Genomic DNA, 14,357 nt, shown 5'->3' on the forward strand with positions numbered 1-14,357 from the left:
CTCCCAACTTCTGCAAGGGTAACACAAGCAAACTAATTAAAAAATTAAACATCTCAAAAATCAAACAATTTAAAAAAAAATCAAATGAAAAAATATATAATCATTCTATTATCAATAATAAGTCAGATTGGTAATGCTCAGGAATATAAAAAGATAAATTCTTCAAAACTTATTTATAAAAGGAATGGATTCTTTGCAAAAAATTCCATTTCTATTACGAACAAGGATGGGTCAAAACTACCAATGGGTTTTTACGAAACGAAAATAGAGAAAGAAAAAGTTCCAATCCAGTTTTACATTAGCTCAAAAGGGAATGTTGATGGGCTTTTCATAATATATTATTACAATAAGTCATTTTGCAAAACGATCTTGAAGGAAGGGGCATGGCAAAGTGACGTTTATTTTGATTCCGCAGGAAAAACAATGGATAGCTTACATATAAAAAACAAGAATATTGAAACTTACAATGATATGCTAAAAAAATGGGAAACTAAATCTCAGCTAGTTTCTGTACATTACTACTTTGATGAAAAAGGTCAGATATTTAAAGAAAAAGGCAAGATTTATAAAGAAACTTATCAAGGCCTTAAACACGATTTAAAAATATATGATTATTATGAAAACGGTGCATTGGAGACAGATGAAACCTGTTTCTATTATCGCAAAGAATATGATAGTTTGGGAGTGTTGACACAACAAATCGACTATAATTGGGAAACAAAAGAAATCCAAACTTTAGGTTATGAAAATAGGAAACTTGCAATAAAAAAGGTGGAATTTGATGAAGATCAAATTTGGAATCCAGACGGAACAATTACCAAGAGCAAAAAAACTCAAAAGCCAAACCATATCAGTAAAAGTTATATAATAGAAACAGAATATTATCCAAGCGGAAAAATTTATCGATATAAGAAAAATGGGGAATCTAAAGAATATACAGAAGATGGAAAGGAAGTGATATATAGTCAAACGGTAAAAGGGGATCCCGAAATGGATAATGAAACCGAGCCTACTGCTGATGAAGATTTAGAGAATAACGTATACCAATCAGGAGCATTAGAAATAAAGCCAGAATACCCAAACGGTATTGATGCTTTGTATAAATTTTTTCATGATAATTTTATAACGCCAGAGGAGGAAGGGCTTAAAGGAACTGTTTATCTTTCTTTCATCGTCGAAAAAGACGGTTCACTATCACATATTAAGATTCTCAGAGACATTGGATACAGTACAGGACAAGAAGCGGTTCGGGTTTTGCATAAATCTGAAAAATGGATTCCCGGAGAACAGAAAGGAAAAAAGGTAAGGTGTCTCTATACCCTACCGATTAAGATACCATTGCAATCAAAATAATGGCAATATATACTTCAGATTCCTCTTCAGATAGTAATTATTTTAAATTGTATCTAATAAATAAAGATGGTCAAAAAAAAGGAATTTATATAAGTGAAGAGGATTATAAAAAAGTAAAAGAAAATGAAGTGATAACAATTACATATTTTGAGATAGTAAATATTATTATAAAAGCTGTTTGTAATAATGAACAATTGGAATATGCACGTTTTTTTACTAGAAGAAATTGGAAATTATGGTAATAGTATTTGAGCTAGAAGTTTCGAGAACTTTCTGACGAAGATTTTAAAACATTATTTCAAGACGTTTTTCAATATACAAAAGAGAGAAAATATTTAACTTTGAATTGGATCTTTGAAAAGAGCTGTCAATGAAATTTGAAATTTATTTTATGGAATAAACAGTATTTATGAATTTTAAAGCCTGAACGAATAAATTATTGTCTTATTATATTTATAAATAGATTATTGTAAAACCAAAAGTGAAAAATATTCGTAAATGTAAAAACAGCAATATGATATGCTGTAATGGATGATCTGTTGAGATTTGAAAAAAGAACACAAAAAATCACAAAGTTTTTTTGCTTAAAAACCTTGGATTTAAGACAAAATCTTCTACATTTGCCGCTGTAATAAAGCGTAAAAGATTGTTTTTGTGCGAATTATAATAAATAAAGTTGAATTTAATAATATATACTATTGTTTTTCAATACGTTAAGATTTATGAAAATAACAAAGACTGTTTTATTAGCATTTTTAATAACCTTGATAAATGTATCAAGTGTTCTCGCGGATGGAACTCCGCCTTCACCTGGTAATAGAGCCTCAGCGATTCCGCCGCCGCCGGCAGATGGGCCTATTGATGAATATTTAATAGTTTTGTTAATATGTGGTTTTTCTTTTGGAATACATACGATATACAGATATAATTTAAATAAAAAAGCTTCAATATAAATTGAAGCTTTTTTATTTATGACACATTTGAAATTTTATTTGTTTATCGCGTAAAGCCTTGAAATATATTTTCCTACGACGTCGAATTCCAGATTTATTTTTGTCCCAACCTTAAAGTTTTTGAAATTTGTATTTTCAAAAGTATAAGGTATAATCGAGACACTAAATTCGTTGGTTTTAGAATTTACAACTGTTAAACTAACTCCGTTTACAGTGATCGAGCCTTTTTCGATCGTAATGTTGTTGAGGTTTTTATCGTATTCAAAAGTATAATTCCAACTTCCGTTTGCTTCTTCAATTTTAACGCATGTTCCTGTTTGGTCGACGTGGCCCTGAACAATATGTCCGTCAAGGCGATCTCCGAGTTTCATGCCTCTTTCAAGATTTACAATATCGTTTACCTTCCATTCTCCAATATTTGTTTTTAAAATCGTTTCATCTATAGCGGTTACGGTATAAAAAGAGTCTTTTTTGGCAACGACCGTCAGGCAAATTCCGTTGTGCGAAACGCTTTGGTCGATTTTCAATTCATGTGTAATTGAAGAGTCGACTGTTATGTGAAGATTGTTTTGGTCTTTTTGTATTTCGTGAATCCTTCCTAGGGTTTCTATAATTCCTGTAAACATTGTTGTTTTATTTTACTAAATTTGCACATCAAAATTAGTAATAAATAATCTGAGCTCATGAATAAAAAAGCAGAAAATATAATTGTTGGAATTTCAATAGGAGATTTAAACGGTATTGGAAGCGAAGTTATATTAAAAACATTCGAAGATTCTCGTATGTTAGAACTGTGTACGCCGGTTATTTTTGCAAATGCCAAAATCCTTTCTTTCGTTAAAAAAAGTTTTACTTCAACGGTTCAGTTTCACGGTGTAGATAAATTAGATCAGGTCTTGCCGGGAAAAGTAAATGTGTATAATTTATGGAAAGAAGGAGTTGATATTAATTTAGGGTCAAATGATGAGAAAATAGGAACCTATGCCATAAAGTCATTTGTTGCGGCTACCAAAGCGTTAAAAGAAGATTTAATTGATGTTTTAGTTACAGCTCCCATCAACAAATACAATATTCAGTCGGAAGAATTTAAATTTCCGGGACATACAGATTATTTAGGTCAGGAACTAGAAGGAAATGCCTTGATGATGATGGTTCAGGATAATCTTAGAGTAGGGTTGTTAACAGATCATGTTCCTTTAAGCGAAGTTTCTTCGCATTTAACAGAAGAATTAATTACAAGAAAAATCGAAACAGTAAGAAAATCGTTAATTCAGGATTTTAGTATTGTAAAGCCAAAGATTGCTGTTTTAGGATTAAATCCACATGCAGGTGATGGCGGAGTGATTGGGAAAGAAGATGATTTGGTTTTAAAGCCGACCTTAAAGAAAATATTTGATTCGGGAACAATGGTTTTTGGTCCTTTTCCTGCAGATGGTTTTTTTGGAAGCGGTCAATATGAGAAATATGATGCTATTGTGGCAACATATCACGATCAGGGATTGATACCTTTTAAGACATTGTCATTTGGAAAAGGAGTTAATTATACTGCGGGATTAAATAAGGTAAGAACCTCGCCAGATCATGGCACAGCCTATGATATTGCAGGAAAAGATATGGCAGATTACAATTCGTTTAAGGAAGCAGTTTATCTCGCGATTGATATTTTTCGCTCGCGTAATCAGTATGAGGAGATTAGCGAAAAACCTCTTAAAATAAAAGAAAAACAGTTATAAACAAAAAAAGGTGAATAAGATTATTAGTTTTACAATAATTTTATATCTTTGCACCCCAATTCGGATATCTAGTTTAGATATGAAGAGGACAAATTGATGTTGAAATGAGCAAAACAAAAGAATTTTTAATTCCATTTATTGGATTAAAGCTGGGAAAACACCATTTTGAGTATCAAATAAGTAATGCGTTCTTTGAGAACTTTGATTACGACGAATTTCAAAGTTCGGATATCAAAGTGAGTTTAGTTTTAGATAAGAAAAGCAACATGTTAGAGTTGGAATTCAAACACAAAGGAACTGTAAATGTACCTTGTGATCTAACAGGCGAAGATTTTGATCTTCCTATAAAAGGAAAAATGAAATTGATTGTTCGCTTTGGAGATGAATTCAATAATGATAACGAAGAGCTGTTAATTCTGCCTCATGGTGAGCATGAAATAGATGTTGAACAATACATTTATGAAATGATTGCGCTTTCGGTACCGCTAAAACGAGTTCATCCTGGAGTTAAAGACGGAACTTTACAAAGTGAAGCTTTAACCAAACTGAATGAATTAAAAGTAAAAGAACAAAAAGAAGAGAGTAAACAAGAAGAAGATATTGACCCGCGTTGGGACAAACTAAAGAAACTATTAACGGATAAATAATATAGTAAAATGGCACATCCTAAGAGAAAAATCTCGAAAACAAGAAGAGATAAGAGAAGAACACATTATAAAGCTACTGTAGCTCAAATCGCTACATGTCCTATTACTGGAGAAGCACATTTATACCACAGAGCTTACTGGCATGAAGGTAAAATGTATTACAGAGGGCAAGTTGTTATCGATAAATCTGAAGCGGTTGCTTAATACGTTTTTGTAAATTATACTAGAACTCTCACATAGTGAGAGTTTTTTTTGTTGGATATAATTTTCGGTTTTTAAGAAAACAGATACAAATTCGCTTCGTTTTTTTTTGTAATTTTCAAGTCTTTTAAAAATTTTTCAAATAATAATATTTGGAAGGAAATAATAGAATATAATGAATACAATCACAGCCGCAATTACCGCTGTTGGAGGCTATGTTCCAGACTTTGTTCTTTCGAACAAAGTGTTAGAAACAATGGTAGATACCAATGACGAATGGATTACCACTCGTACCGGAATTAAAGAAAGAAGAATTCTTAAAGATGCTGATAAAGGAACATCGTTTCTTGCTATAAAAGCAGCACAAGATTTAATAGCGAAAGCTAATATCGATCCGCTAGAGATAGATATGATAATCATGGCAACAGCTACAGCAGATATGCCGGTAGCCTCTACAGGAGTTTATGTTGCTACACAAATTGGAGCTACAAATGCATTTGCATATGATTTGCAAGCCGCATGCTCAAGTTTCTTATACGGAATGTCAACTGCTGCAGCATATGTGCAGTCAGGTCGATACAAAAAAGTACTATTAATTGGTGCCGATAAAATGTCATCAATTGTAGATTATACAGACAGATCAACTTGTATTATTTTTGGAGATGGAGCAGGAGCTGTTTTATTCGAACCAAATTATGAAGGCTTAGGCTTGCAAGATGAATACCTACGAAGCGATGGGCAAGGACGCGACTATCTTAAAATCCCTGCCGGTGGTTCTTTAATACCTACTACAGAAGAAACCGTAAAAAACAGGCAGCACAATATTATTCAGGACGGGAAAACCGTTTTTAAATTTGCTGTTACTAATATGGCTGATGCAAGCGAATTGATCGTAAAAAGAAACAATTTGACTAATGAAGATGTAAATTGGTTAGTGCCTCATCAGGCAAACAAACGTATTATTGATGCAACTGCAGGAAGAATGAATCTTGATGATTCTAAAGTGTTAATGAATATCGAAAGATATGGTAATACAACTTCAGCTACTTTGCCATTAGTACTACACGACTTTGAACACTTATTGAAAAAAGGAGATAATATTATTTTTGCCGCTTTTGGTGGAGGATTCACTTGGGGATCTATCTATTTGAAATGGGCTTACGATAAAAAATAAATTAAAACTAAAAACGAATCATTATGGATTTAAAAGAAATTCAAAACCTAATCAAATTTGTAGCAAATTCGGGAGTTGCAGAAGTAAAGTTGGAAATGGATGATGTGAAAATCACTATTAGAACAACTTTAGAAGGAAATGTTACTGAAACTACTTATGTACAACAATTGCCTGCTCAAGCGCAATTACCACAAGCAGTTGCTCCTCAACAAGCTCCAGCTGTTGTAAATGTAACTAGCGAAGTATCTGCTCCGGCTGAAGATTCGAAATATATTACTATAAAATCACCAATCATTGGTACTTTTTATAGAAAACCATCTCCGGACAAACCAGTTTTCACTGAAGTAGGAAGCACTATTGCAAAAGGTGATGTTCTTTGTGTAATTGAAGCAATGAAATTATTCAACGAAATCGAATCAGAAGTTTCAGGTAAAATTGTAAAAATTCTTGTAGATGATATGTCTCCTGTAGAATTTGACCAACCTTTATTCTTAGTTGATCCATCATAAATAAATTTAGATTTTAGATTTTAGATTTTAGACTGGTTCGCATTAGAAATTTTGTTAATCATCTAAAATTATCTAATGATCGAATTGTCTAATTATCTAATTAAAGTAAGATGTTTAAAAAAATATTAATTGCGAATAGAGGAGAAATTGCACTTCGTGTAATTCGTACATGTAAAGAAATGGGAATCAAAACTGTAGCAGTTTACTCTACAGCCGATGCAGAAAGTCTACATGTTAAGTTTGCTGATGAAGCGGTTTGTATTGGTCCTCCTCCAAGTAACTTATCGTATTTGAAAATGTCAAATATCATTGCCGCTGCCGAAATTACAAACGCAGATGCAATACATCCAGGATATGGATTTCTTTCTGAGAATGCTAAATTCTCAAAAATTTGTCAGGAACACGGAATCAAATTTATTGGTGCTGCTCCTGAAATGATTGACAGAATGGGAGATAAGGCTTCTGCAAAAGCAACAATGAAAGCTGCAGGAGTTCCATGTGTACCAGGTTCTGAAGGATTGTTAGAATCTTTCGAACAAACACAAAAATTAGCTAAAGAATTTGGTTACCCGGTTATGCTTAAAGCAACTGCCGGTGGTGGTGGAAAAGGAATGCGTGCTGTCTGGAAAGAAGAAGAGCTATTGAAAGCTTGGGAAAGTGCACGTCAGGAAGCTGCTGCAGCATTTGGAAATGATGGTATGTACATGGAGAAACTTATTGAAGAACCACGTCATATCGAAATTCAGGTGGTTGGAGATTCATACGGAAAAGCATGTCATCTTTCTGAAAGAGACTGTTCAGTACAACGTCGTCACCAAAAACTAACTGAAGAAACTCCTTCGCCATTCATGACAGATGAATTGCGTACTGCAATGGGTGAGGCTGCTGTAAAAGCCGCTGAGTTCATTAAATACGAAGGTGCAGGAACTGTAGAATTTTTGGTTGATAAACACAGAAACTTCTACTTCATGGAAATGAATACGCGTATCCAGGTAGAGCACCCAATCACAGAACAAGTTATTGATTATGATTTGATTCGTGAGCAAATTATGGTGGCTGCCGGAATTCCGATTTCAGGTAGAAACTACTTACCGGAATTGCATGCTATCGAATGTCGTATTAATGCTGAAGATCCTTATAATGATTTTCGTCCTTCACCAGGAAAAATTACTACGCTTCATATGCCGGGAGGTCACGGAGTTCGTTTAGATACTCACGTATATTCTGGTTATACTATTCCGCCAAATTACGATTCGATGATCGCTAAATTAATTACTACGGCACAATCTCGTGAAGAGGCTATCAGCAAAATGCGCAGAGCTTTGGATGAGTTTGTTATCGAAGGTGTTAAAACTACAATACCTTTCCACAGACAATTAATGGATGATCCGAGATATATTGCAGGAGATTATACAACTGCATTTATGGATACTTTTAAAATGAAACCCATAGAAGAATAATATAAAAAGGCTGTCAGATTTGGCAGCCTTTTTTTATTTTACATCATTGTCGCAAACCCGACAGGTTTTTAAAACCTGTCGGGGTTACTTTTTATATGGTAAACACATTTTGTGTATACTTTTTACACACAATATCAGTGAATTACACACTTTTTTAATTTACTGATTTTTGGCACATTCGCCTAAATGTCTTTAAAAACAGGCTTTTGCAGAGATTAAGCGATTATCATTTTGTTACGGCATAGTTATTTCATTATCTAAAGCGTAAACAACTATTAACTATTTAAATATATACACATTATGAAAAATTTATTTTTATCAGCCGCAATCGTTTTGGGAAGTTTAACATCATTCGCTTCAACTTCACCAATTTCAAATACAATCGTAAAAACAATTTCTATTCAGGATGAATACACAGAAATTAAGGTAGAAGAAGTTCCTGCTGCAATTACAGATGCTTTGAAAAAAGCTTATCCGGACGCAGTACTTTCAAAAGCATACAAAAATGCAAAATCAGAATATAAATTAGATGTTACAGTAGGTGACAAAGTTGGTTCTCTTTATGCTAATGCAGACGGAACATGGATTAAAAAATAATTTAATAGACTTTTATGTTTATTCAAATTAAGAATACTAAAATAAAATTACAAATATTAAAATATGACTATTATGAAAAATCTATTTTTATCAGCCGCAATCGTTTTGGGAGGTTTAACATCATTTGCTTCAACTTCTCCAATTTCAAATACAATCGTAAAAACAGTAACTATTCAGGATGATTATACTGAGATTAAAGTAGTAGAAGTACCAGTTGCAGTTACGGATGCACTTAAAAAAGCATACCCGGATGCAGTACTTACAAAAGCATACAAAAATACAAAATCTGAATACAAATTAGAAGTTACCGTAGGAGATAAAGTAGGTTCTCTTTATGCTAATGCAGACGGAACTTGGATTAAAAAATAAAAATAATATCTGATTTACAACAGATTACTAAAATTAACGTTATTACTTAAAATATATTATTATGAAAAATTTATTTTTATCAGCTGCAATCGTTTTGGGAGGTTTAACATCATTTGCTTCAACTTCTCCAATTTCAAATACAATCGTAAAAACAATTTCTATTCAGGATGATTACACTGAAATCAAACTTGAAGAAGTGCCAGCTCCTATAACAGAAGCTCTGAAAAAAGCTTATCCGGATGCAGTGCTTTCGAAAGCATATAAAAACACAAAATCTGAGTACAAATTAGATGTCACTGTGGGAGACAAAGTAGGTTCTCTTTATGCTAATGCAGACGGATCTTGGATTAAAAAATAAGTCGACTAACCAACGACTTAGGTTATAAATTACACTAAAAAACTATTATTATGAAAAAGTTAATATTATCAGCGGCAATTGTTCTGGGAACATTGTCGATGCAAGCAGGAAATAATGTCGTTTTAAATTCAAATATTAAAACAGTAAATTTTCAAGACGAATATAAAGAAATCGACGCTGTTCCGGCAGCAGTTAAAACATCTTTGGATAATGCTTATCCAGGCGTAAAGCTTGAAAAAGCATACGTAAACGCAAAAAAAGAGTATAAAATCGAAATTAGCGTTAGAGATGTTAAGTCTATTGTTTATACAGACGAAAAAGGAACAATCCTTAAAAAATAATATAAATTAACATCAACCCAAACAACAATCACTATGAAAAAGTTACTATTATCCACAGCAATCGTTTTAGGAAGTTTAACTGTAAATGCAGCTACCGTTCCGTTAATAACAAATTCAATGAATCAATCAGTAACTATTCAGGATGAATTTACTGAAGTTAGTGCTGATGCTGTGCCTGCCGCAGTAAAGTCTACGGTTGAAAAATCTTTTCCGGGAACAAAACTTGAAAAAGCGTATGTAAACGAAAAGAAAGAATATAAACTTGAAATCTCAAAAGGAGATCAAAAGTATACTGTATTTGCAGATGCTGAAGGAAACATCATTAAAAAATAATTATCATGAAAAAGATTGTCCTTTCAGTAGCGATCGTTTTAGCAAGTTTATCTATTTACGCAACCACAACTTTACAATCTGAAATAGTGAAAAGTGAAGTTGCTATACAAGCCGAATATACAGAAATCAGTGCCGATGCGGTTCCTACGGCTGTTAAAACAGCCTTGGAAACTGCTTATCCGGGAGCGAAATTGGTAAAAGCATATGTAAACGATAAAAAAGAATACAAACTAGAAATATCGGTAAAAGACCAAAAGGCTACTGTTTTTTCAGATGTCAATGGTAACTGGTTAAAAATATAATTAGGTGAATTAGATTTATGTTTTTGGTGAAAAAGAGATTGTTGGGAAACAATCTCTTTTTTTTTGCAAAATTTTATGAAAATACAAGTTTAATAGTGTTATTTTAGCAGAAAAGTCCCTAAAAACAGATGCCAAAGATATTATTAATAGAAGATGACATTTCATTTTGCAAATTATTAGAACGATTTCTATTAAAAAAAGCATATGATGTAACTATTGCATTCTCAGCAGAAGAAGCACGATTAGCGATCAAAAAAGAATCTTTCGATTTGATTTTGACAGATCTTCGTTTGCCTGATTCTGACGGTATTGGACTTATGAAAGAATTTAAAGATTCTTACCCCGATATTCCTGTAATTTTAATGACCGGATATTCAGATGTTAATACAGCGGTAAAAGCAATCAAAAATGGTGCAGCCGATTATATCTCAAAACCTTTTAATCCTGATGAGGTTTTATTAGTTATTACAAATGCCCTGCAAAGCGAAACAACAACAGAAGAAACTCCCTCAAAAGAAAAAAAAGCACCAAGAAAACAAACAACTTCGTCTGAAAATGAATTCGTAAAAGGAATTTCTGTTGCTTCAAAAAAATTGCTCGATCACATTCAATTGGTAAGCCCAACAGACATGTCTGTTTTAATCATCGGCGAAAGCGGAACAGGAAAAGAAATCATTGCCAAAAGCATTCATCAGCAAAGCAATAGAAAAAATAATAATTTCATTGCAGTCGATTGTGGAGCAATTCCAAAGGAATTAGCCGCAAGTGAATTCTTCGGGCATTTGAAAGGATCTTTCACCGGAGCTATTAGCGATAAAATGGGCTATTTTGAGGCTGCTAACGGAGGAACTCTTTTTTTAGATGAAATAGGGAATCTGTCCTACGAAAATCAAATACAGCTTTTAAGAGCGCTTCAGGAACGTAAAATCAAACCTGTTGGTAGCAATAAAGAAATTAATGTTGATATTCGAATCATTACTGCAACAAATGAAGATTTACGCGAAGCCGTTAAAAACGGAGATTTCCGTGAAGATTTATACCATAGAATAAACGAATTTTCAATTCAGTCTCCATCATTAACAGACAGGGGAGAAGATCTAATGGTTTTTGCCGATTATTTTTTGGAGAAAGCCAATCAACAACTGAACAAAGAAATTATCGGATTTTCGCCGGAAGTGGTCGATATTTTTCAAAAATACAGCTGGCCCGGAAATTTACGCGAATTACAAAACTGTGTAAAACGCGCCACATTATTATCTCGTGGTGATTTTATAGAAAGCGATGTTTTGCCTGCAGAGTTTTTTCAAATTCAAAAACAAAGTTCAAATACAGGTAATTTTTCATTGTCTGAAAATGAAAAAGAAGCCATTATCTATGCCTTATCAAAAGCGCAAAATAACAAATCGGAAGCAGCAAAATTGCTTAAAATTACCAGAAAAACACTTTACAATAAATTGAAGCAATACAACATCGATTAAACAATTTCTTGTTTTAAAGATGTGAAAAGAGTTTCGGTCTTGATTTTTAAGCTTTCGAGAATATTTTCTAAACCTTCACTTTCTAAATCTTTTCTTTCCAGGTTTTTAAGAATATTTCCAATTTCATTTGCCTGAATTTGCCTGAACATTGGAGCAATTCTGTGAGCAATTGTATTGATTTCTGTTATATTTTGTTGGGCTATTGCTTTTTCTAAAAAGACCATATTTTCATCAGTACTTTCAACAAATGATACAATGACATCTTTTAGCGCATCATCGTCATTTCCTAAAAATTCTTTTAAAGTTTCTAATGAATAGAATTGAGCTGAATTTGGTTCCACTTCATTAACTTCAGTAGTTAGAATATCTTTGTTTTCTAAAATATGTTGAATAGTCTGTAGTAATACTTTTGGCGAATAGGGTTTTTTAATTACTGTCGTAAATCCTGCCTCGGTGTAAACGGATAAATCCAAATCAGTTCGCCCTGTAAGTGCAATTATCGGCTGGTTTTTATAGGTTGAAAAATTGTAGTTTCTCAATTTTTTAATAAACGTAAAGCCATCCATTTCCGGCATTTGAATATCAGTAATAATAAAATCGAAATTCGTGTTTGAAACAGCTTCTAATGCTTTTGTTGCCCTGTCAAAAGACAGAACTTTATGTTTTTCCTGTTTTAAAACGCCGCTCGTTAAATTCAATAAATTGATGTCGTCGTCGATAACAATAAAAGTAAATTTTTTATTGTTGAGAAAAATAGGTTTTTTAATTTCAGGTATTGTATTTTCACTGGTGTCAAACAATAATGGCAGTTTAATTTCAAAAGTACTTCCTTTTCCAAAAGTGCTTTCAAGATTTAAAGTTCCACCTAAAATCGATATTATTTTTTGGCAAATTGCCAGACCCAAGCCAGTTCCGCCATATTTCTTTTCGATGTTTTCATTCGCCTGAGCAAATTCTTCAAAAACCAGTTTCTGATTCGATTTCTCAATTCCTATTCCTGAATCTTCAATTGTTATAATAAAAAAAGGATCTTCAATATCGGCAAAAGCACTTATTTTTATAAAACCTTCCTCCGTAAATTTATAAGCATTTCCAATAATGTTGGTCAGAATTTGTTTTAAGCGGAAAGGATCTCCCACTACTTTAGTGTTCAGCTTTTCATCAACATTAATAATCAGTTCAATATCTTTTTGTTTATAAACCGTCTGGATATTTTTAGCAACATCTTCAACAATTTCAGGTAAGTAAAACGGTACTTTTTCGATTGTAATTTTTCCTGCTTCAATTTGAGAGAAATCCAATAAATCCTGAACCAATTGCGAAATATATTCAGATGAGTTTTTAATGTTTTTTACAAAATAGGATTGCTTCGAGTTTACATCAGAATTCCCTAAAAGTTCCGTGTAGCCAACAATTGTACTTAATGGCGTTTTTAAATCGTGACTTACTGTCGAAATCAATTGTTCACGGCTTTTCAGCAGATTTTTGGTTTTAAAATTCGCAATCTCAAGCTGTTTTTTATACAATTGCGATTTTGAATAATCACTAACAATTAAAACCGAGAAAAACAGCGTTAAAATCAAACCAATTATGGCCGAAGCCGTAACAATCTCATTGACCTTTTTTAGTGATTTTTCTTTTAGTGAATTATTTTTAATAGAGTTAATGATGATTTCTCTCTCGATAATTCGAAGCACTTTTCGAAGTTGTTCCGAAATTGCAATCTCATTTTTCAAGAGTTTGTTTTCTTCAAAATTCAGAGACTCTTTTTTCTTTTCTGCTTTTAGTTTTACATTACTAAGCAGTTTTTTTGAATTGGCCAAAATAGAATCCGAGGCTTGTTTGCTCAACGTATTGGTGCTGTCATCGGGAATATTTTGATTGAGATAATCTACATATTTCTGCAATACATTTCGCTGATAATTACCAAGATCATTTGGGTTTTTGGTAAAATCCTGAAGTTCTAATTTGCGCAGTTTAAACTCCATTTTGGTAATCTCGTCAATCGCCGTATTTACCGAAACTTCGTCTTCAGCTTTATTTTTTATCGTTTTTAATTGTCTGATGTTTTCTGTTTTTTCAGATAGTAAATAATTTACACTATCCAATAAAACCTTTTGATACTCTGTAGTAACAATTTGTTTTAAAGTATCAATCCTGCATCGTAACGAATCTGTTTCAGTAAGATAACTTTTAAAATCACTTTCTGAATTGGTCTGAATTGTTTTTCTGGCGAGACTTTCGGTTTTGTAAACATTCGAAAAAAGTTTGCTGACTCTCAGAATTTTTGTTTTTTCGAAAGCAATCTTGCCTTCAAGTTTATTGTACACCACATTCTCTGAATACAAAAACCATCCAACAGTAACAACTAATCCCAATAAGGCAATATAACTGAAGAGGACTTTTATTGCAGTGTAACTTCTTTTGCTCTCCATAGGCTGTAATTGCTGGTATTTTTAAAATTGAAAGTATTGCAATTTATTTAAAATTTTCTGATTTTCAAGTATAAAATCATATCAATATGTTATATAATTGTAATATGAATTTAC

Annotated in this window: 18 protein-coding genes; 16 read left to right on the forward strand and 2 right to left on the reverse strand. The window is 32.6% G+C overall.

The window, feature by feature from the left end:
• Positions 1 to 84: 84 nt before the first annotated feature.
• The 3 genes from BUE22_RS23960 to BUE22_RS19600 all read left to right on the forward strand — a co-directional run bounded on the left by BUE22_RS23960 (position 85) and on the right by BUE22_RS19600 (position 2,306).
• Positions 85 to 1,353: an energy transducer TonB gene (locus BUE22_RS23960; RefSeq protein WP_073397596.1), complete on the forward strand. Its 1,269-nt coding sequence runs from the start codon at positions 85 to 87 to the stop codon at positions 1,351 to 1,353.
• Positions 1,353 to 1,595, forward strand: a complete 243-nt coding sequence (locus tag BUE22_RS19595) for a hypothetical protein (protein ID WP_073397598.1) — start codon at positions 1,353 to 1,355, stop codon at positions 1,593 to 1,595. The genes BUE22_RS23960 and BUE22_RS19595 overlap by 1 nt, the downstream gene beginning before the upstream one ends.
• Positions 1,596 to 2,075: 480 nt before the next feature.
• Positions 2,076 to 2,306 (forward strand): hypothetical protein, encoded by a 231-nt coding sequence (locus tag BUE22_RS19600; protein WP_073397600.1) that lies wholly within the window; start codon positions 2,076 to 2,078, stop codon positions 2,304 to 2,306.
• A gap of 35 nt (positions 2,307 to 2,341) precedes the next feature.
• Here BUE22_RS19600 and BUE22_RS19605 read toward each other — a convergent pair whose 3' ends face one another.
• Positions 2,342 to 2,932, reverse strand: coding sequence for a riboflavin synthase (locus tag BUE22_RS19605; RefSeq protein WP_073397602.1), 591 nt, complete (start codon positions 2,930 to 2,932; stop codon positions 2,342 to 2,344).
• Between the two features lie 57 nt (positions 2,933 to 2,989).
• Here BUE22_RS19605 and pdxA point away from each other — a divergent pair, with 57 nt between their 5' ends.
• The 13 genes from pdxA (at position 2,990) to BUE22_RS19670 (ending at position 11,808) form a co-directional block, all read left to right on the forward strand.
• The gene (gene pdxA / locus BUE22_RS19610) at positions 2,990 to 4,039 is read left to right on the forward strand and encodes a 4-hydroxythreonine-4-phosphate dehydrogenase PdxA (protein WP_073397603.1); all 1,050 of its coding nucleotides are present in this window, start codon (positions 2,990 to 2,992) and stop codon (positions 4,037 to 4,039) included.
• 104 nt (positions 4,040 to 4,143) lie between these two features.
• On the forward strand, positions 4,144 to 4,686 hold the full coding sequence (locus BUE22_RS19615) for a YceD family protein (protein WP_042565560.1): 543 nt from the start codon (positions 4,144 to 4,146) through the stop codon (positions 4,684 to 4,686).
• Positions 4,687 to 4,695: 9 nt separating this feature from the next.
• Positions 4,696 to 4,890, forward strand: coding sequence for a 50S ribosomal protein L32 (gene rpmF / locus BUE22_RS19620; protein ID WP_031455170.1), 195 nt, complete (start codon positions 4,696 to 4,698; stop codon positions 4,888 to 4,890).
• A gap of 172 nt (positions 4,891 to 5,062) precedes the next feature.
• The gene (locus tag BUE22_RS19625; RefSeq protein ID WP_073397605.1) at positions 5,063 to 6,061 is read left to right on the forward strand and encodes a beta-ketoacyl-ACP synthase III; all 999 of its coding nucleotides are present in this window, start codon (positions 5,063 to 5,065) and stop codon (positions 6,059 to 6,061) included.
• Between the two features lie 23 nt (positions 6,062 to 6,084).
• The gene (accB, locus tag BUE22_RS19630) at positions 6,085 to 6,570 is read left to right on the forward strand and encodes an acetyl-CoA carboxylase biotin carboxyl carrier protein (protein ID WP_042565562.1); all 486 of its coding nucleotides are present in this window, start codon (positions 6,085 to 6,087) and stop codon (positions 6,568 to 6,570) included.
• A 110-nt stretch (positions 6,571 to 6,680) separates the two neighbouring features.
• Complete coding sequence (accC, locus tag BUE22_RS19635; RefSeq protein ID WP_042565563.1) at positions 6,681 to 8,030, forward strand: acetyl-CoA carboxylase biotin carboxylase subunit; 1,350 nt, start codon at positions 6,681 to 6,683, stop codon at positions 8,028 to 8,030.
• Between the two features lie 300 nt (positions 8,031 to 8,330).
• Positions 8,331 to 8,627: a hypothetical protein gene (locus tag BUE22_RS19640; protein ID WP_042565565.1), complete on the forward strand. Its 297-nt coding sequence runs from the start codon at positions 8,331 to 8,333 to the stop codon at positions 8,625 to 8,627.
• Between the two features lie 72 nt (positions 8,628 to 8,699).
• Positions 8,700 to 8,996: a hypothetical protein gene (locus BUE22_RS19645; protein ID WP_073397614.1), complete on the forward strand. Its 297-nt coding sequence runs from the start codon at positions 8,700 to 8,702 to the stop codon at positions 8,994 to 8,996.
• 61 nt (positions 8,997 to 9,057) lie between these two features.
• Positions 9,058 to 9,354: a hypothetical protein gene (locus tag BUE22_RS19650; RefSeq protein WP_042565566.1), complete on the forward strand. Its 297-nt coding sequence runs from the start codon at positions 9,058 to 9,060 to the stop codon at positions 9,352 to 9,354.
• Positions 9,355 to 9,404: 50 nt separating this feature from the next.
• Positions 9,405 to 9,695 (forward strand): hypothetical protein, encoded by a 291-nt coding sequence (locus tag BUE22_RS19655; protein WP_073397616.1) that lies wholly within the window; start codon positions 9,405 to 9,407, stop codon positions 9,693 to 9,695.
• A 33-nt stretch (positions 9,696 to 9,728) separates the two neighbouring features.
• The gene (locus tag BUE22_RS19660; protein ID WP_042565568.1) at positions 9,729 to 10,028 is read left to right on the forward strand and encodes a PepSY-like domain-containing protein; all 300 of its coding nucleotides are present in this window, start codon (positions 9,729 to 9,731) and stop codon (positions 10,026 to 10,028) included.
• A 5-nt stretch (positions 10,029 to 10,033) separates the two neighbouring features.
• Positions 10,034 to 10,330, forward strand: coding sequence for a PepSY-like domain-containing protein (locus BUE22_RS19665; protein ID WP_073397618.1), 297 nt, complete (start codon positions 10,034 to 10,036; stop codon positions 10,328 to 10,330).
• Positions 10,331 to 10,458: 128 nt separating this feature from the next.
• Positions 10,459 to 11,808, forward strand: coding sequence for a sigma-54-dependent transcriptional regulator (locus tag BUE22_RS19670; RefSeq protein WP_073397620.1), 1,350 nt, complete (start codon positions 10,459 to 10,461; stop codon positions 11,806 to 11,808).
• On the opposite strand, the gene BUE22_RS19675 is transcribed toward BUE22_RS19670, so the two are convergent.
• The gene (locus BUE22_RS19675) at positions 11,805 to 14,243 is read right to left on the reverse strand and encodes a hybrid sensor histidine kinase/response regulator (protein WP_073397622.1); all 2,439 of its coding nucleotides are present in this window, start codon (positions 14,241 to 14,243) and stop codon (positions 11,805 to 11,807) included. The genes BUE22_RS19670 and BUE22_RS19675 overlap by 4 nt on opposite strands.
• Between the last annotated feature and the right edge of the window lie 114 nt (positions 14,244 to 14,357).

Source organism: Flavobacterium pectinovorum, from assembly GCF_900142715.1.
GTDB lineage: Bacteria > Bacteroidota > Bacteroidia > Flavobacteriales > Flavobacteriaceae > Flavobacterium > Flavobacterium pectinovorum.